General features: G+C 63.6%; 15 protein-coding genes. 8 read left to right on the top strand and 7 right to left on the bottom strand.

Annotated elements, in window-relative coordinates; all coding sequences use genetic code 11:
• Positions 1-307: 307 nt before the first annotated feature.
• A complete protein-coding gene (locus AC0L20_RS34915; RefSeq protein WP_473294975.1) occupies positions 308-1,114 on the top strand; it encodes an N-acyl homoserine lactonase family protein in 807 nt (268 codons plus the stop codon).
• Here the strand turns inward: AC0L20_RS34915 and AC0L20_RS34920 are convergent, their stop codons facing one another.
• On the bottom strand, positions 1,115-1,657 hold the full coding sequence (locus tag AC0L20_RS34920; protein WP_354210684.1) for a MarR family winged helix-turn-helix transcriptional regulator: 543 nt from the start codon (positions 1,655-1,657) through the stop codon (positions 1,115-1,117).
• 110 nt (positions 1,658-1,767) lie between these two features.
• Here AC0L20_RS34920 and AC0L20_RS34925 point away from each other — a divergent pair, with 110 nt between their 5' ends.
• The 5 genes from AC0L20_RS34925 (at position 1,768) to fahA (ending at position 7,423) form a co-directional block, all read left to right on the top strand.
• Entirely contained in the window at positions 1,768-3,396 is a 1,629-nt protein-coding gene (locus AC0L20_RS34925; protein ID WP_473294976.1) for an FAD-dependent oxidoreductase, read from the top strand.
• Between the two features lie 13 nt (positions 3,397-3,409).
• The gene (locus tag AC0L20_RS34930) at positions 3,410-3,637 is read left to right on the top strand and encodes a DUF2783 domain-containing protein (RefSeq protein ID WP_247396352.1); all 228 of its coding nucleotides are present in this window, start codon (positions 3,410-3,412) and stop codon (positions 3,635-3,637) included.
• 25 nt (positions 3,638-3,662) lie between these two features.
• Positions 3,663-4,622, top strand: coding sequence for an MBL fold metallo-hydrolase (locus AC0L20_RS34935; RefSeq protein ID WP_473294977.1), 960 nt, complete (start codon positions 3,663-3,665; stop codon positions 4,620-4,622).
• Positions 4,622-5,968 carry a homogentisate 1,2-dioxygenase gene (hmgA, locus tag AC0L20_RS34940; RefSeq protein ID WP_473294986.1) on the top strand — a complete coding sequence of 449 codons (1,347 nt, stop codon included), beginning with the start codon at positions 4,622-4,624 and terminating at the stop codon, positions 5,966-5,968. Before AC0L20_RS34935 ends, hmgA begins: the two co-directional genes overlap by 1 nt.
• Before the next feature lie 180 nt (positions 5,969-6,148).
• On the top strand, positions 6,149-7,423 hold the full coding sequence (fahA, locus tag AC0L20_RS34945; protein WP_473294978.1) for a fumarylacetoacetase: 1,275 nt from the start codon (positions 6,149-6,151) through the stop codon (positions 7,421-7,423).
• Positions 7,424-7,556: 133 nt separating this feature from the next.
• Here the strand turns inward: fahA and AC0L20_RS34950 are convergent, their stop codons facing one another.
• Together AC0L20_RS34950 and AC0L20_RS34955 are read right to left on the bottom strand one after the other, a co-directional pair.
• Positions 7,557-7,868, bottom strand: a complete 312-nt coding sequence (locus AC0L20_RS34950; RefSeq protein ID WP_473294979.1) for a DUF1272 domain-containing protein — start codon at positions 7,866-7,868, stop codon at positions 7,557-7,559.
• 73 nt (positions 7,869-7,941) lie between these two features.
• Positions 7,942-8,421: an Lrp/AsnC family transcriptional regulator gene (locus AC0L20_RS34955; protein ID WP_473294980.1), complete on the bottom strand. Its 480-nt coding sequence runs from the start codon at positions 8,419-8,421 to the stop codon at positions 7,942-7,944.
• Positions 8,422-8,542: 121 nt separating this feature from the next.
• Between AC0L20_RS34955 and hppD the strand changes: the two genes are divergently transcribed.
• Complete coding sequence (gene hppD, locus AC0L20_RS34960) at positions 8,543-9,658, top strand: 4-hydroxyphenylpyruvate dioxygenase (RefSeq protein ID WP_473294981.1); 1,116 nt, start codon at positions 8,543-8,545, stop codon at positions 9,656-9,658.
• Between the two features lie 128 nt (positions 9,659-9,786).
• On the opposite strand, the gene AC0L20_RS34965 is transcribed toward hppD, so the two are convergent.
• The 4 genes from AC0L20_RS34965 to AC0L20_RS34980 all read right to left on the bottom strand — a co-directional run bounded on the left by AC0L20_RS34965 (position 9,787) and on the right by AC0L20_RS34980 (position 14,831).
• Positions 9,787-10,899, bottom strand: a complete 1,113-nt coding sequence (locus AC0L20_RS34965) for a CaiB/BaiF CoA transferase family protein (RefSeq protein ID WP_473294982.1) — start codon at positions 10,897-10,899, stop codon at positions 9,787-9,789.
• Between the two features lie 205 nt (positions 10,900-11,104).
• Entirely contained in the window at positions 11,105-11,905 is an 801-nt protein-coding gene (locus AC0L20_RS34970) for an FAD binding domain-containing protein (protein WP_473294983.1), read from the bottom strand.
• Positions 11,906-11,918: 13 nt separating this feature from the next.
• Positions 11,919-14,261 (bottom strand): xanthine dehydrogenase family protein molybdopterin-binding subunit, encoded by a 2,343-nt coding sequence (locus AC0L20_RS34975; protein WP_473294984.1) that lies wholly within the window; start codon positions 14,259-14,261, stop codon positions 11,919-11,921.
• 84 nt (positions 14,262-14,345) lie between these two features.
• A complete protein-coding gene (locus AC0L20_RS34980; RefSeq protein WP_027515099.1) occupies positions 14,346-14,831 on the bottom strand; it encodes a (2Fe-2S)-binding protein in 486 nt (161 codons plus the stop codon).
• Between the two features lie 342 nt (positions 14,832-15,173).
• Here AC0L20_RS34980 and AC0L20_RS34985 point away from each other — a divergent pair.
• Positions 15,174-16,894 (top strand): methyl-accepting chemotaxis protein (locus AC0L20_RS34985; RefSeq protein ID WP_473294985.1); only part of this gene is annotated, 1,721 nt, incomplete at its 3' end.

Consider the following 16,894-nt stretch of genomic DNA (forward strand, 5'->3'; position numbering starts at 1 on the left):
ATGTGCATTATCAAACCGGGGAAGGAGGGCGTCAACCGCTTGCGGATTCGGCGCTATCGCGACAATTGACCGCGACGCATGGGCATGTTGCGGGGGGAATAAACGGGCGGTCACGATTGCACGCGATGCATTCTGGTTGTCATTGCGGCTGCACATTAGGGCAGCCATGGCGACAACAATGTGATTGGTCTCACATTGCGGACGGGCCTCCTTCGCAACCTCAGGTGTTTGACCTTTGCGGTGGACGATGGCTTGGTGCGGTCGATCGCCCCTCAAGGTGCATCCACAAAAGAGCAAGATCAAAATCATGGGAAACGCCTACGAAATCTACGCACTGCGCTATGCGACGATGTCGCCTCGCACGCCCCAAATGAACTTCCTCGCGCCCGACCCGCATGACAGCGCGGCGCAGGATCTCGACTATTTCGTCTGGCTGATCCGCGGCAACGGCCGCGACATCCTGGTCGATACCGGCTTCAATGCCGAGGAAGCGTCCGCGCGGGCCCGCAAGCTGACGCTCAACCCGGTCGACGCGCTGGAGCGCTTTGGTGTCGCGGCGTCGAGCATTCGCGACATCATCGTGACGCATCTGCATTACGACCACGCCGGCAATCTCGACCGCTTCCCGAACGCGCGCTTCCATATCCAGGAGCGCGAGATGGCCTACGCGACGGGGCGCTGCATGTGCAACGGACTGCTGCGACATCCGTTCTCGGTCGAGCACGTCACCCAGATGGTCCGCCATGTCTATGGCGAGCGCGTCAATTTCTATTCCGGCGACGGCGAGGTCGCGCCCGGCGTCACCGTGCACCGTGTCGGCGGCCATTCCGACGGCTTGCAGGTGGTGAGGGTCGAGACCGCGCGCGGCCCCGTGGTGCTGGCGTCCGATGCCGCGCATTATTACGCCAATCTCCAGCGCAGGAGCCCTTTCCCGATCGTCTACAACGTCGGCGACATGGCGGCCGGCTGGGAGACGATCGAGCGTCTCGCCGGCCATCCCGACCGGTTCATTCCCGGCCACGATCCGATCGTGACCGAGATCTATCCGCGCGCCGGCGACGAGGGCGATGTCTGGGCGCTGCATTTGCCGCCGTCGCGATCGTTTGCAAAGTGATCAATACGCCTGCTTGGCGTCGGCCTCTTCGCTGGTCTGGATCAAATCGAGGCTCTGTTCGATCTTGCCGAGCAGCGTCGACAGCTGTTTGCGTTCCTGCGCGGAGAGGCAGGCGAGGATCTCGTCTTCCCTTCGCAGCAATTGCGGAAACAGCTCCTCGTAGAGCGTGCGGCCTTTCCTTGTCAGTCGCAGGCGGAATTCGCGGCGGTCGGCTTCGTTCTCGACGCGCTCGATCAAACCTTGTTGCAGCAACATGGTCACCGCGCGGCTGATGGTGGATTTGTGCGTGCGGGTGCATTGCGCGACGTACTGCGCGCTGCAGGCATCGTTGCGGAAGCCGAGCGTCGCGATCACGCGCCAGGCCGGGATGTCGAGGCCGTGACGTTCTTGATATTCGACCGAAAGCGCGGCGCTGACCTCCGCCGCGAGCCGGTTGAGGCGGAACGGCACGAACCTGAACAGGTCCAGCCGTGTTTTTGGCCGCGCTGAAGCCTCATCGGCCTCGCGTGTCTTCAGCGCGATGTCGCTGGATGTCCTCGCCAAGGAGAGCGCTCCGAATTCCAGTTGACGGCCGGCCGGCTCCGGTCCAAAATAGTTGCACGTGAGACTATCTAGCAGATCAGGCCTCTCCTGACCAGAGCCGAGGTTAGCGCATGGCGAAGGCCGATACGCATCAGGCCAAAACCCAGTTCGGCTATCGCCGCCACCCCGATCAGGATCGTCCCGGCCCGAGCGCGGCCGAGCATCCCGTGGTGGTCGTCGGAGCGGGCCCGGTCGGGCTGTCGCTGGCGATCGACCTTGCCCAGCGCGGCCAGCGCGTCGTCCTTCTGGATGATGCCGACCGCATTGGCGAGGGCTCCCGCGCGATCTGCTTCTCGAAACGGTCGCTGGAATATTGGGACCGGCTCGGCGTCGGCGACCGCATGGTCGACAAGGGCGTGGTCTGGAGCGTCGGCCGCATCTTCCACGGCGAGCAGCAGCTCTACCAGTTCAATCTGCTGCCGGACGACGGTCACAAGCGGCCGGCCTTCATCAACCTCCAGCAGTACTACGCCGAAGCCTATCTGGTCGACCGCATCGGTGATCTGCCCGAGATCAATCTGCGCTGGCGCAACAAGGTGACGGCGCTGGAGAGCCGCAACGATTCCGTCGCGCTGACGATCGAGACGCCGGAGGGCGCCTATCGCCTGCACGCGCAATATGTCGTCGCCTGCGACGGCGCGCGCTCCTCGCTGCGGCAGATGGTGGGCGCCGACTTCGCGGGACAGGTGTTCGAGGACCAGTTCCTGATCGCTGACGTCAAGATGACCGCGGAATTCCCGACCGAGCGCTGGTTCTGGTTCGATCCGCCGTTTCATGCGGGACGTTCGGCGCTGTTGCACCGACAGCCTGACGATGTCTGGCGCATCGACCTTCAGCTCAATCGCTATGCCGACCCCATCGTCGAGAAGAAGCCCGAGAACGTGCGGCCGCGGATTGCGCGCATGCTCGGCCACGACAAGTTCGAGTTCGAGTGGATCTCGCTCTACAAATTCCAGTGCCGGCGGATGGATCGCTTCGTCCATGGCCGCGTGATTTTTGCTGGCGATTCCGCGCACCAGGTCTCGCCGTTCGGCGCGCGCGGCGCCAATTCGGGACTCGAGGACGCCGAAAACCTGTCCTGGAAGCTCGACCGCGTGCTGCGCGGCGCATCACCCGCGAGCCTGCTCGAGAGTTATCATGTCGAGCGCAGCCTGGCGGCCGACGAGAACATCCGTGAATCCACCCGCTCGACCGACTTCATGGCGCCGAACTCGCATCAGGAAGCGCGGCTACGCAAGGCGGTGCTGTCGCTGGCCAAGGAGACGGAGTTCGGCAAGCGCATGGTCAATGGCGGACGGCTCTCGGTGCCGTGCAGCTATGACTCGCCGCTGTCGTCGCCCGATGCGGATGCGTGGAGCGCTGGCCCGCTCCCGGGTTGCTCGATGCTCGATGCTCCCGTTACGACCCGCGCGGGCGAGCAAGCCTATTTGACGGATGCGTTCCGCAAGGGTGGAACGGACTTCACCTTGCTGTCGTTCAGCAATGGCGCGGCGATCGAGGCGCCTGTTGGTGTGAAGGACATCTGCATCGGCGGTGAGGACGGGCTCGCAGATCCGGCGGGGCTCACCGCAAAGCGCTATGACGCGGAGCCCGGCTCAGCCTACTTACTCAGGCCGGACGGCTATGTCGCGGCGCGCTTCCGCCACCCCACGCGCGCTGGCGTCGCGGCAGCGCTGTCACGCGCGCAGGGCTTGAATTGAATTGAGGATTCGCATGCCGCTCTCCACCAGCTCCAACTTCGCGCGGCCCGACGACGCCTTTCGCGCCATCGTGGAGGCGCATCGTGGCTTCACCGACGAGCAAAGCGCGGACTTCGACGCGGCGCTGGTGCTGATCCTTGCCAACCATATCGGCGATATCGACGTGCTGCGGGAGGCGATCCTGCTCGCCAAGCGGCGCATGATCGACGGCCAGCAGCAGCAACAACAGCAACAACAATAGCCCCAAAGTCTTGAAGGATGAATTGATGGCGAAGAACTTCGCATCCACCGGCGATCTTTCCGAGAAGAAGATCACCTTCTCCGAGATCGGCACCGATCTCTACGCCTTCACGGCGGAGGGCGATCCGAACACCGCGATCATCGTCGGCGACGACGGCTGCCTGGTGTTTGACGCGCAGTCAACGCCGGCGATGGCCAATAAGGTGATCGAGCGCGTCCGTACCGTCACCGACAAGCCGATCAAATATGTCGTGCTGTCGCATTATCACGCCGTGCGCGTGCTCGGTGCATCCGCCTACAAGGCGCAGGGCATCGTCGCCTCGCAGGAGACCTATCGTCTGATCGAGGAGCGTGGCCAGCAGGATTGGGATTCCGAATATGGCCGCTTTCCGCGCCTGTTTCAGGACGCATCGAGCATTCCCGGCCTGACCTGGCCGACTCTGACCTTCGAAGGCGAGATGTCGATCTATCTCGGCAAGCGCGAGGTGCGCCTGATGCAGCTTGGCGCCGGCCACACCTCCGGCGACATCGTCGCCTGGGTGCCCGATGCCGAGGTGATGTTCTCCGGTGACCTGATCGAATACCACTCGGCCTGCTATTGCGGCGACGCGCATTTGCGCGAATGGCCGCTGACGCTGAACGAGATCCGCAACTTCAATCCCAAGGCGATCGCGCCGGGCCGCGGGGATGCGTTGAAGGGTGTCGCCACCGTGCGCGAAGCCATTGCGATGACGCGCGACTTCGTCACCTCGCTCTATGGCGCCGCTGAAATCTCGGTCGCCAAGGGCCGCACGCTGAAGCAATCGATGGCAGCGACGCGCGAGGTCATGGATCCGAAATTTTCGAGCTTCGCCATCTACGAGCACTGTCTGCCGTTCAACGTGTCGCGTGCCTTCGACGAGGCGTCGGGAATCGACGATCCCGTGATCTGGACCGACAAGCGCGACCAGGAGATGTGGGCGGCCCTGCAAGGAGGAGGATCATGATGAACATCAATACCTCGCCCGATCAGATCATTCGCAGCACGGCCCAGGTCACGCCGGGCTACATGTCCGGCTTCGGCAACAGTTTTGAAACCGAAGCGCTGCCCGGCGCGCTGCCGATCGGGCGTAACTCGCCGCAGCGCTGTGCCTACGGCCTCTATGCCGAGCAGCTTTCCGGCTCGCCCTTCACTGCGCCGCGCGGCAGCAACGAGCGCTCCTGGCTCTATCGTATTCGCCCGTCAGTGAAACATTCGGGTCGCTTCGAGAAGGCCGACGGCGGCTTGTGGCGCTCGGCACCGTGCCATGAAAACGATCTGCCGATCGCGCAATTGCGTTGGGACCCGGCGCCGATCCCGAAGGAGGACATGACGTTCCTTCAGGGCGTGCAGACCATGACCACCGCGGGTGACGTCAACACCCAGGCCGGCATGGCCGCGCATGTTTATCTCATCACCAAGTCGATGGTGGACCAGCACTTCTACAATGCCGACGGCGAGCTGATGTTCGTGCTGCAGCAGGGCAATCTTCGCATCGTCACCGAGTTCGGCCGCATCGACGCCGAGCCCGGCGAGATCGTGGTGATCCCGCGTGGCGTCAAGTTCCGGGTGGAGATTGCGAACGGACCCGCGCGCGGCTATCTCTGCGAAAACTACGGCGGCGCCTTCACGCTGCCGGAGCGCGGGCCGATCGGCGCCAACTGTCTCGCCAATGCCCGCGACTTCCTGACACCGGTCGCGCACTACGAGGACAAGGACACGCCGACCGAGTTGTTCGTGAAATGGGGCGGATCGCTGTTCAAGACGCAGTTGCCCCACTCGCCGATCGACGTCGTCGCCTGGCACGGTAATTACGCGCCGTACAAATATGATCTGCGTAGCTTCTCGCCGGTCGGCGCGATCGGCTTCGATCATCCCGATCCCTCGATCTTCACCGTGCTGACCTCGCCGTCGGAGACCGCGGGCACGGCGAATATCGATTTCGTGATCTTCCCCGAGCGTTGGATGGTCGCCGACAACACCTTCCGCCCGCCTTGGTATCACATGAACATCATGAGCGAGTTCATGGGGCTGATCTACGGCGTCTACGACGCCAAGCCGCAAGGTTTCGTGCCGGGCGGCATGAGCCTTCACAATTGCATGCTGCCGCACGGCCCCGATCGCGATGCCTTCGAGCACGCCAGCAACGGCGAGCTGAAGCCGGTCAAGCTGACCGGCACCATGGCCTTCATGTTCGAGACCCGCTACGCGCAGCGCGTCACCGCGCACGCCGCGAATTCCGCGACGTTGCAGGACGACTACGCGGATTGTTGGAAGGGCCTGGAAAAGCGGTTCGATCCGAGCAAACCGTGACGTTCTTCCCCTCTCCCCTTGCGGGAGAGGGTGGATCGCCGCGCAGCGGCGAGACGGGTGAGGGGTCTGTCTCCGCGACTGAACCTCTCTCATTCGGACACGCAGATACAACCCCTCATCCGGCGCTTCGCGCCACCTTCTCCCGCAAGGGGAGAAGGAAAAAAGGAACCGAGCGAAAAAGTGACAACCCACCCGAACGACCCCAGCCTCCGCTCCTTCATCGACGTCGATCCCGCCCCCGACTTTCCGATCCAGAACCTGCCTTACGGCGTGTTCTCGACCTCGGCCAATCCGACGCCGCGCGTCGGCGTGGCGATCGGCAATTATGTGCTCGATCTGTGGGAGCTCGAGCAGGATTCGCGGCTCGACGTCGGCCCGCTCGGTGTGTTCTCGACGCCGTCGCTCAATGCTTTCATGGCGCTGGGGCCAAAGGTCTGGACGAAGACGCGGGCGCGGATCAGCGAGCTGCTGCGCCACGATCATCCAGAACTGCGCGACAACGAGGAGCTGCGCAAGCAGGCTCTGGTGCCGATGCGCGATGCGAAACTGCATCTGCCATTCGCAGTCTCCGGCTACACCGATTTCTATTCGTCCAAGGAGCACGCCACCAATGTCGGCGTGATGTTCCGTGGCAAGGACAACGCGCTGCAGCCGAACTGGCTGCACATGCCGATCGCATATAACGGCCGTGCGTCGACCGTCGTGGTCTCCGGCACCAAGGTGAAGCGCCCTTGCGGGCAGCTGAAGCCGCCCAATGTGGAGGCGCCGAGCTTCGGACCATGCAAGCGGCTCGATTTCGAACTGGAGATGGGCGTCGTGATCGGCCAGCCTTCGCCGATGGGCGGGATGCTCACGGAGCAACAGGCCGAGGAGATGATCTTCGGCTTCGTGCTGCTCAACGACTGGAGCGCGCGCGACATCCAGCAATGGGAATATGTGCCGCTCGGCCCGTTCCTGGCAAAAGCATTCGCGACCTCGATCAGCCCGTGGGTGGTGACGCGCGAGGCGCTGGAGCCGTTTCGCCTGAGCGGGCCGGAGCAGGAGCCGGTGCCGCTCGATTATCTCAAGCAGGCCAAGCCGCAGAACTACGAGCTCGAGCTCGACGTCTCCTTGCGTGCCGCCGGAGCCAACGCGCCGGCCGGTATCAGCCGCACCAATTTCAAGTACATGTACTGGTCCTCGGTGCAGCAGCTGATGCACCACGCCTCCTCCGGCTGCGCCATGAATGTCGGCGACCTCCTCGGCAGCGGCACCATTTCCGGCCCGGAGAAGAACCAGCGCGGCAGCCTGTTGGAGATCAGCTGGAACGGCACCGAGCCGGTCGAATTGCCCGGCGGCGTGAAGCGCACGTTCCTGGAAGACGGCGACAGCCTCGTCATGCGCGGCTGGTGTCAGGGCGAGGGCTATCGCGTCGGTTTTGGTGAGGTCGAAGGGACGATTCTGGCAGCGGAGTGATTGCTGGGAGTGATGCGACGCTCTATCCACATTCTCCGTCATTGCGAGCGTAGCGAAGCAATCCAGAGTCTTTCCGCAGCGGCAGTCTGGATTGCTTCGTCGCAAGGGCTCCTCGCAATGACGTGGAGAGAGTTCATCGCCTCTCCGGCGCTACGTCTTTGACCCGAGCGCAATGCGCCGCGACGTCCTCCAGGCTGTACTTCAGATGTACCCGCTTGTCCGACGGCGCCTGGTTGGTCGTGCACACGCCCGGTCGCCATTCCTGCGTTGGCCTGATCGGGCGCGGCGCAAAACCGCCGCCGCAATTCGGGCAGACGTTGGAGAGTTTCGTCTCCACGCATTCCGCACAGAACGTGCATTCATAGGAGCAGATCCGCGCATCGGTTGCGTTCGGGGGCAGGTCGCGGTCGCAATATTCGCAGTTCGGTCGAAGCTGGAGGGCCATGCTCAGTCTCCGCAGTTTGGCCGGGATCATCTCAGATCGCGCGCGCAGCGCGAATGCCGGATTTCCCTCGATTTCAGCCGGGTTTGATTTCTTTCAGCGGCAGACGCGTGCTTTCCTTCAGCCGGTCGAGCACGATCGATGAGCGCACATGCGCCACGCTCTGGTGCGGCATCAGCACGTCGTTGACGAGATTGGAGAGACCCTTCAGGTCGCGCAGCACGGCTTTCAGCACATAGTCGGCGTCGCCCGTGAGCGAATAGGCCTCCTGGATCTCGTCGATTCGATTGACCAGTGTTCGGAAGCGTTTCGAATTGTCCGGTGAGTGGGTCGCCAGCGTCACCTGGATGAAGGCGACCACGCCGAAGCCCAGCGCCTCGCTGGAGAGATCGGCGTGATAGCCCGCGATCACCTTCTCCTCCTCCAGCCGCATCCGCCGACGCGAGCATTGCGAGGCAGACAGCCCCGCGAGATCGGCCAGTTCCTGGTTGGTGAGGCGGCCGTCGTCCTGAAGCGCGCCCAGGATCTTGAGGTCGAAGGCATCCACCAAAGTCATGCGCAATTGTCCGGTTTTATGCACAGATCGTGCGCAAGATAACCAAATGACATCCCATTTGCACGCTCATTGCAGGCGCCATGAAGGATAGTTCCTCCCAGCAGCAATTTGGGAGAGCGCCATGGGTCCGTTTCCGCACGATGCACCGCCGGCCACGATCAGTGCCGACAATCCGATGGGCACCGACGGGTTCGAGTTCGTCGAATATGCGCATCCCGATCCGGAACAGCTGCACGCCCTGTTCAAGCTGATGGGTTATGCGCCCGTCGCGCGCCACAAGACCAAGTCCATCACGGTCTACCGCCAGGGCGATATCAACTATCTCGTCAACGAGGAGCCCGGCACCCACGGTCACGATTTCGTCGCCGCGCACGGCCCCTGTGCGCCGTCGATGGCGTTTCGCGTCGTCGATGCGAGGAAGGCCTATGACCGCGCGATATCGCTCGGTGCCGAAGCTGCGGATGTGTCATCCGCGCAGAAGACGCTCGACGTCCCCGCGATCAAGGGCATCGGCGGCAGCCTGCTCTATTTCGCCGATCGCTACGGCGCCAAGGGTTCGCCCTATGACAGCGAGTTCGAATGGCTCGGCGCGCGCGATCCGCGTCCCGCCGGCGCCGGCCTGTTCTATCTCGATCACCTCACCCACAACGTCCATCGCGGCCGCATGGACGTGTGGACCGGCTTCTACGAGAAGCTCTTCAATTTCCGCCAGATCCGCTTCTTCGACATCGAGGGCCGCGCCTCAGGCCTGTTCTCGCGGGCACTGACGAGCCCCGACGGCAAGATCCGGATTCCGATCAACGAGGACGCCGGCGATTCCGGACAGATCGAGGAATATCTCAATATCTATCGCGGTGAAGGCATCCAGCACATCGCCTGCGGCTGTCGCGACATCTACCGCACCATCGAGGACTTGCGCGAAGCCGGCCTGCCCTTCATGCCGGCGCCGCCAAACACCTATTTTGAGCGGATCGACGCGCGGTTGCCGAAGCATGGCGAGGACCTCGCGCGCCTGCAGAAAAACGGCATCCTGATCGACGGCGAGGGTGTCGTCGAGGGCGGCCAGACCAAGGTGCTGCTGCAGATATTCTCGGCCAACGCGATCGGCCCCATCTTCTTCGAGTTCATCCAGCGCAAGGGCGACGACGGTTTCGGCGAGGGTAATTTCAAGGCGCTGTTCGAATCGATCGAGGAGGACCAGATCCGGCGTGGGGTGTTGAAGGTGGATGCGGCGTAGGCCGTTAGTCGCGCTGCCGTAGGGTGGGCAAAGCGAAGCGTGCCCACCACTTAGCAACGAGATCACGGAGAGATGGTGGGCACGGCGCAAGAGCGCCTTTGCCCACCCTACAGGATCGTGCGCCGGGGTTACTTGGCCGCCTGCCAAGCCTTCGTCACTGCGCCGATCTCCGCCCCTTCCGGCTCGCGCACCGTCGACGGCGTGCGCGAAAAGCGCGGCGCCGGCGCGGGCTGCTTCACGCCATGGCGTTCGATAAAGACGTTGCGGGCGACCATGTGCGGATGCTCGGTCGCTTCCGACATGGTCAGCACCGGCGCAAAGCAGATGTCGGTGCCTTCCATGATCTTGCACCAGTCCTCGCGCGTCTTACTCTTGAACACCGTCTTCAGTTTTTCCTTGAGCGCGGGCCAGGCCTTGCGGTCCATCTGCGCATCGAAATCGGCGTCGGTCAGGCCGGCGTGCTCGCGCAGCAGCGCGTAGAACTGCGGCTCGATCGAGCCGATCGAGACGAAATGGCCGCAGGCACATTCGTAGACGCCGTAGAAATGCGCGCCGCCGTCGAGGAAGTTCTCGTTGCGGCCTTCGGTCCAGCGGCCGAGCGTGGTCATGTCGAAGAAGAACGACATCAGCGATGCCGCGCCGTCGCACATCGCGGCATCGACGACCTGCCCCTTGCCCGACCGCGAGGCCTCCAGCAGCGCCGCAAGCACGCCGACGACGAGATAGAGCGCGCCGCCGCCGAAATCGCCGACCAAATTGAGCGGCGGCACCGGCGCCTCCTTCGTGCCGATCGCGGCGAGCGCGCCGGTGATGGAGATGTAGTTGATGTCGTGGCCGGCGGCATTGGCGAGCGGGCCTTGCTGGCCCCAGCCGGTCATGCGGCCGTAGACCAGCTTCGGATTGCGCGCGAGCACCACGTCGGGCCCGAGGCCGAGCCGCTCCATCACGCCGGGACGGAAACCCTCGACCAGCGCGTCGGCATTCGCAAGCAGATCGAGCACCTCTGCAATCGCCGCCTTGTCCTTGAGGTCGAGCTCGATCACCTTGCGGCCGCGGCCCGCGACGGACTTCATGTTCTTCTTCGCGCCGACGCGGTCGAGCGTGACGATTTCGGCACCCATGTCGGCCAGCATCATGCAGGCGAACGGGCCGGGTCCAATGCCAGCAAATTCGACGATGCGGAAACCTGCGAGCGGGCCGGAGGTGCGAACGGAGGAGGTGGGGGCTGATTTGTCGAGCACGTCGTTGTTTCCTCGGGTCGCGGGCGGATGCCGATTGTTCGGCAATCGCCTCGGACATTCCTCTGTGGGCGAGTTAATTGGCTGATTAACTTTTCTCGCCTTCACGCCAGCGAGGCAAGCGCTTTTCATCCGCACGGCCAAATAAAACGGCGCGCACCGAAGTGCGCGCCGCGGAAAATTTGCGTCGAGACGCTAAGCGCGGTGATCAGCGTGCGGCAGCCACCGCGCGCTGCGCCATTACCTTGATCAGGTTGGCTCGGTACTCCGCCGTGCCGTGGATGTCGGCCAGCAGATTGCTCGCCGAAATGCTCACGCCGTCGATCGCCGAAGGTGACCAATTCGCCTTCAGTGCCGTTTCGATGGCGGGGACCCGCATCACGCCGCTTTGCGAGGCGCCGGTGGCGGCCACCCGAATCTCGCCGGACTTCGTCTGCGCGACGAACACGCCGGTCAGCGCGAAGCGAGACGCAGGGTGGCGCATCTTTTCGTAGCCTGCCTTCGCCGGAACCGGGAACGACACGGCGGTGATAAGCTCGCCGTCCTCCAGCGCCGTCGTGAACATGCCCTGGAAGAAGTCATCCGCCGTGATCGACCGCTTGTTGGTCTTCACGGTGGCGCCGAGCGCGAGCAGCGCGGCGGGAAAATCCGCCGCGGGATCGTTGTTGGCGATCGAGCCGCCGATCGTGCCGCGATAGCGCACGGCGGGATCGCCGAGCACCGAGGTGAGATAGGCGATTGCGGGGATCGCCTTCTTCACGTCGGCATTCTGCATGATGTCGAAATAGGTCGTGCCGGCCTTGATGGTCAGCACGTCGCCCGAGAGCTCGACACCCTGCAGCTCCTTGATCTTGCCGAGGTCGATGACGTCGGACGGACTGGCGAGCCGCTGCTTCATGACCGGCAGCAGCGTCTGGCCGCCGGCGAGGAACTTTGCTTCGCTGCTCTTGGAGAACAGGGCGACGGCTTCGTCAACCGAGGACGCGCGATGATAAACGGTCTGGTACATCTTCGTTCCTCCCTTAAGCCGCGTGGATCGTGCGCCACACCCGGTCAGGGGTTGCGGGCATTTCCAGATTGTTCTTGCCGATCGCGTCCGTGATCGCATTGATCACGGCCGCTGACGCCCCGATCGCGCCGGCCTCACCGCAACCCTTGATGCCGAGCGGATTGCCCGGGCACAGCGTCGTGGTGTGGGAGAGGTTGAACGAGGGAACGTCGTCGGCGCGCGGCATGGCATAGTCCATGAACGAGGCCGTGACCGGCTGTCCGCTGGCGTCGTAGATCGCGTGCTCGAGCAACGCTTGTCCGATGCCTTGCACAAGACCGCCGTGAACCTGGCCCTCGACGATCATCGGGTTGATCAGCCGGCCGAAATCGTCGGCCGCGACGAAGTTGACGAAAGACGTCTTGCCGGTGCCGGGATCGACCTCGAGCTCGCAGATATAGGTGCCGGCCGGGAAGGTGAAGTTGGTCGGGTCGTAGAAGGCGCTCTCCTTCAGGCCCGGCTCCATCCCGTCAGGCAGATTGTGCGCGGTGTAGGCCGCGAGCGCGACCATCGGGAAGGCGATCGCCTTGTCGGTCCCGGCCACCTTGAACTCGCCGTTCTCGATGACGATGTCGCCTTCCGAGGCTTCCAGCGCGTGCGCGGCGATCTTCTTGGCTTTGGATTCCATCTTCTCCATCGCCTTCAGGATCGCGGTGAGGCCGACGGCCGCGGAGCGCGAGCCGTAGGTGCCCATGCCGAACTGCACCTTGTCGGTGTCGCCATGGACGATCGAGACCTGGCTGATGGGAACGCCGAGCCGCTCCGCGACGAGCTGACAGAACGTGGTCTCGTGACCCTGGCCGTGGCTGTGTGATCCCGTCAGGACCTCGATGGTGCCGACCGGGTTGACGCGGACTTCGGCGGATTCCCAAAGACCGACGCCGGCGCCCAGGCTGCCGACGGCCTTCGATGGCGCGATGCCGCAGGCCTCGATGTAGCAGGACACGCCAATGCCGCGCAGCTTGCCGTCGGCCTTCGCCTTGGCCTTGCGTCCGGCAAAGCCGGCATAGTCGATCGCCTTCATCGCGGCGTCGAGCGAGGCGTTAAAGTCGCCGGTGTCATAAGCCATGATCACTGGCGTCTGGTGCGGGAACTGGGTGATGAAGTTGGTCCGGCGCAGCGCGGCCGGATCGACCTTCAACTGCCGCGCCGCCGTCTCCATCAGACGTTCGATCAGATAGCTCGCCTCGGGGCGGCCGGCGCCGCGATAGGCGTCGACCGGCGTGGTGTTGGTGTAGACCCCGACCACCTCGGCATGAATCGCCGGGATGTTGTACTGGCCCGACAGCAGCGTCGCGTAGAGATAGGTCGGCACCGAGGACGAGAACAGCGACATGTAAGCGCCGAAATTGGCGTAGGTCTTCACCTTCAACCCGGTGATCTTGTTGTTGGCGTCGAACGCCATCTCGGCATGAGTGACATGGTCGCGGCCATGCGCATCGGTGAGGAAGGCCTCGGTGCGGTCGCCGGTCCATTTCACGGGACGGCCGACTTTCTTCGAGGCCCACAGCGCCACCATCTCTTCGGGGTAGATGAAGATCTTGGAGCCGAAGCCGCCGCCGACGTCGGGCGCGATCACGCGCAGCTTGTGCTCGGGTGCGATGTTGTAGAACGCTGACAGCACGAGGCGGGCGACGTGCGGATTCTGCGACGTCGTGTAGAGCGTGAAGTGCTCTTCCGCCGAATCGTAGTCGGCGATCGCGGCGCGCGGCTCCATTGCGTTCGGCGCGAGGCGGTTGTTGGTGACGTCGAGCTTCACCACGTTGGCGGCCTTGGCGAAGGCAGCATCCGCGGCACCCTCGTCGCCGATCACCCAGTCATAGACCTGGTTGCCGGGAGCTTCGGGATGCAGCTGCGGCGCGCCGGACTTGATCGCGGCGTGGACGTCGGCGACCGCGGGGAGTTCTTCGTAGTTCACGACCACGGCTTCGGCCGCGTCGCGTGCGAGATTTTTGGTCTCGGCGATCACGACCGCGACGGCCTGACCGACGAAGCGCACTGTCTCCGGCGCCATCGCCGGCCATGCGCCCATCTTCATCGGGCTGCCGTCCTTGGAGGTGATGGCCCAGCCGCAGATCAGGTTGCCGACCTTGTCGTCGACGATCTCCTGTCCCGTCAGCACCGCGACCACGCCCGGCATCTTCAGTGCGGCGGAGGAATCGATTCCCTTCACCTTGGCATGCGCGTGCGGGCTGCGGATGAAATGGGCATGGGTCATGCCCTGCAATTTGATGTCGTCGACGTAGCGGCCCTTGCCGGTAATGAAACGCTTGTCTTCCTTGCGCACGACGCTCGCGCCAATGCCTTCAACACCCATGTCTGGTCCTCCCGACCGGAATTTGTCTTGACCGCGCTTTCCCTCGAAAGCAGCGGCAATGGTTCTTATGTCGAGGCGCGCCGATTATTCGGCTGCCTGCGAGACCTTCATGCGGCCTGCCGCATCCAGTACGGCTTTGACGATGTTGTGGTAGCCGGTGCAGCGGCAGATGTTGCCTTCGAGCTCGTGGCGGACGGTGGCCTCGTCGAGCTGGCCACCATGGCGGTGCACGATGTCGATCGCCGACATGATCATGCCCGGCGTGCAATAGCCGCATTGCAGGCCGTGATTGTCGCGGAAGGCGGCCTGCATCGGGTGCAGCTCGTCGCCTTTGGCGATGCCTTCGATCGTGGTGATGCTGGCGCCGTCGGCCTGTCCCGCCAGCATGGTGCAGGATTTGACCGCCTTGCCGTCCATATGGACGACGCAGGCGCCGCACTGGCTGGTGTCGCAGCCGACATGGGTTCCGGTGAGGTTGAGGTGATCGCGCAGCAGCTGAACAAGCAGCGTGCGGTCCTCGACGTCAACGGCAACGGCCTTGCCGTTCACCGTCAGTTTGACTGTAGACACGGTTGAAGTCCTCCCGGGGTCGATTTTGATTGTTTCTAATTAGAGACAGCGACCCGGAACTTTGCAACTACGATTTTGGTCGCCCGCGTCATGGAAAAGTCATTGATTCAGAATGGCCAGCGCTGATTGAGGAGGCCGAGTCGACCGGATCGGGCGCGGCGCCGGGCCGCGGCTGGGATGCCAGCCTCTATATGTCTAAGGGGTCCGCCTTGGCCGATAGAGCCTGAAACTCTGCGGGCGCACCGAATTTACCGCCCCTTATCGATTCTGCCTTAGTTTTGCGCAGCCAGGTCAGGGGGCGGGGCGCCACCGGATCTCGGCTGAATGAAAATGGGGGTGGGAATGTCCGGGCGTATCGCGTCGTCGTCGAAGCGCACAATAATGCCGACCCTCAGGTTCCGCGCCAAGATCATTCTGGGCTTTGCCGCCGTGCTGGTGATCTCCGCCGGCAGCATGGCTTTCTCCTATTTTGGTTTCGAGCGGGTCTCGTCCGGGGTCGGGTCCTACCGCAGCAGCGTCACCGAGGCCGATCTCGCCCGTAATATCGACCGGGAGCTGCTCGCCTATCGCTCGGCCGTCAAATATTTCGTCGTCACCGGCAAGGAGGACGACGCCAAGACGGCGCTCGACGCGGAGACCGGCTTGAAGGGCGCCATCGACCAGGCGGTCAAGAGCGCCAAGAAGCCGGCGCGGCAGGAGAGCCTGGGCAAGCTCGCCAAGGAGTTCTCCAACTTCTCCGCGACCTTCGCAAAAGTCCTCCAGGCCAAGCGCGACAGCGCGCTGCTGGTGCAGAACCAGCTCCTGCGCAACGCCAACCTCCTGAAATACAAGCTCGACGATATCGGCAATAATGCTTCCGATTCCGAGGCGCAGGCGATCGAGTTCGGGACCAAGCAGGTCAATGCCCAATTCCAGACCGCGAGCGCGGCGGCGACCAATTTCGTGCTGACGTCCGACCAGGCGATCGCGACCAGCGCGCTGGCGCGGCTGAAATTCGTCGAGAACTCGCTCAACGCGGTCTATTCCATGGACGACAAGATCGTCGCCGGCCTGAAGGATGCCAAGGGATTGCTCGGTGCCTATCGGGAATCGCTGGAGAAGCTGATCGCCAATGCCAAGATGATCGACGATCTCGTCACCGAGATGAGCGGCTCGGCCGGCGCGATCCTTCAGGGCGCCACCACCATGAAGGCGGACCTCGTTGCCGAACAGCAGCGGCTGGAGTCCGAATCGGAAGCGACCATCGGAAAGACCGAGCAACTGGTGCTGATGTTGGCCGTCGGCGGCACGCTGCTCGGCGCAGTCCTCGCTTTCCTGCTCGGCACCGGCATTTCGCGTCCGATGATCGCGATGTGCAAGGCGATGCGCGAGCTTGCCTCGGGCAATTTCGAGGTCGTGCTGCCGGGCCTGGGCCGCAAGGACGAGATCGGCGAGATGGCCGGCGCGGTAGAGGAATTCAAAGTGCAGGCCGTGGCCAAGGCCGAGCGCGACGCCGCCGCCAACGAAGCTCAGAACAAGGAAGCGAGCGCTGCTCGCCGTTCCGAGCTGATTCGTTTCGCCGACGATTTCGAGAGCGCCGTCGGCGCCATCGTCTCCAACGTCTCGGCTTCTGCCGTGCAGCTGGAATCGGCGGCCTCGACACTGACCCGCACCGCCGAAACCACCCAGAGCCTGTCGAGCCAGGTCGCCGGTGTCTCTGAGCAGGCCTCCAGCAACATGCAGTCGGTCGCGACCGCGACGGAAGAGCTTTCGGCCTCGGTCGAGGAGATCGGCCGCCAGGTGCGCGATTCCAGCCGCATTGCCGAAGCCGCCGTGGTGCAGGCAAAGGAGACCGATAACCGCATCGGCAAGCTCTCGCATGCCGCCCAGCAGATCGGCGAAGTGGTCAAGCTCATCACGGCGATCGCCGAGCAGACCAATCTTCTGGCGCTCAACGCGACCATCGAGGCGGCGCGCGCCGGTGAAGCCGGTCGCGGCTTTGCAGTGGTCGCCAGCGAAGTGAAGTCGCTGGCGAGCCAGACCGCAAAGGCCACCGACGAGATCTCCTCGCACATCACGGGCAT

Source organism: Bradyrhizobium sp. Kon58 (assembly GCF_055807455.1).

Bases quoted from the DNA above. Each gene is read 5' to 3' on its own strand.
- hppD (WP_473294981.1), top strand. From the start codon at position 8,543: ATGGGTCCGTTTCCGCACGATGCACCGCCGGCCACGATCAGTGCCGAC.
- hmgA (WP_473294986.1), top strand. From the start codon at position 4,622: ATGAACATCAATACCTCGCCCGATCAGATCATTCGCAGCACGGCCCAG.
- AC0L20_RS34935 (WP_473294977.1), top strand. From the start codon at position 3,663: ATGGCGAAGAACTTCGCATCCACCGGCGATCTTTCCGAGAAGAAGATC.
- AC0L20_RS34975 (WP_473294984.1), bottom strand. From the start codon at position 14,261: ATGGGTGTTGAAGGCATTGGCGCGAGCGTCGTGCGCAAGGAAGACAAG.
- AC0L20_RS34915 (WP_473294975.1), top strand. From the start codon at position 308: ATGGGAAACGCCTACGAAATCTACGCACTGCGCTATGCGACGATGTCG.
- AC0L20_RS34930 (WP_247396352.1), top strand. From the start codon at position 3,410: ATGCCGCTCTCCACCAGCTCCAACTTCGCGCGGCCCGACGACGCCTTT.
- AC0L20_RS34925 (WP_473294976.1), top strand. From the start codon at position 1,768: ATGGCGAAGGCCGATACGCATCAGGCCAAAACCCAGTTCGGCTATCGC.
- AC0L20_RS34950 (WP_473294979.1), bottom strand. From the start codon at position 7,868: ATGGCCCTCCAGCTTCGACCGAACTGCGAATATTGCGACCGCGACCTG.
- AC0L20_RS34970 (WP_473294983.1), bottom strand. From the start codon at position 11,905: ATGTACCAGACCGTTTATCATCGCGCGTCCTCGGTTGACGAAGCCGTC.
- AC0L20_RS34955 (WP_473294980.1), bottom strand. From the start codon at position 8,421: ATGACTTTGGTGGATGCCTTCGACCTCAAGATCCTGGGCGCGCTTCAG.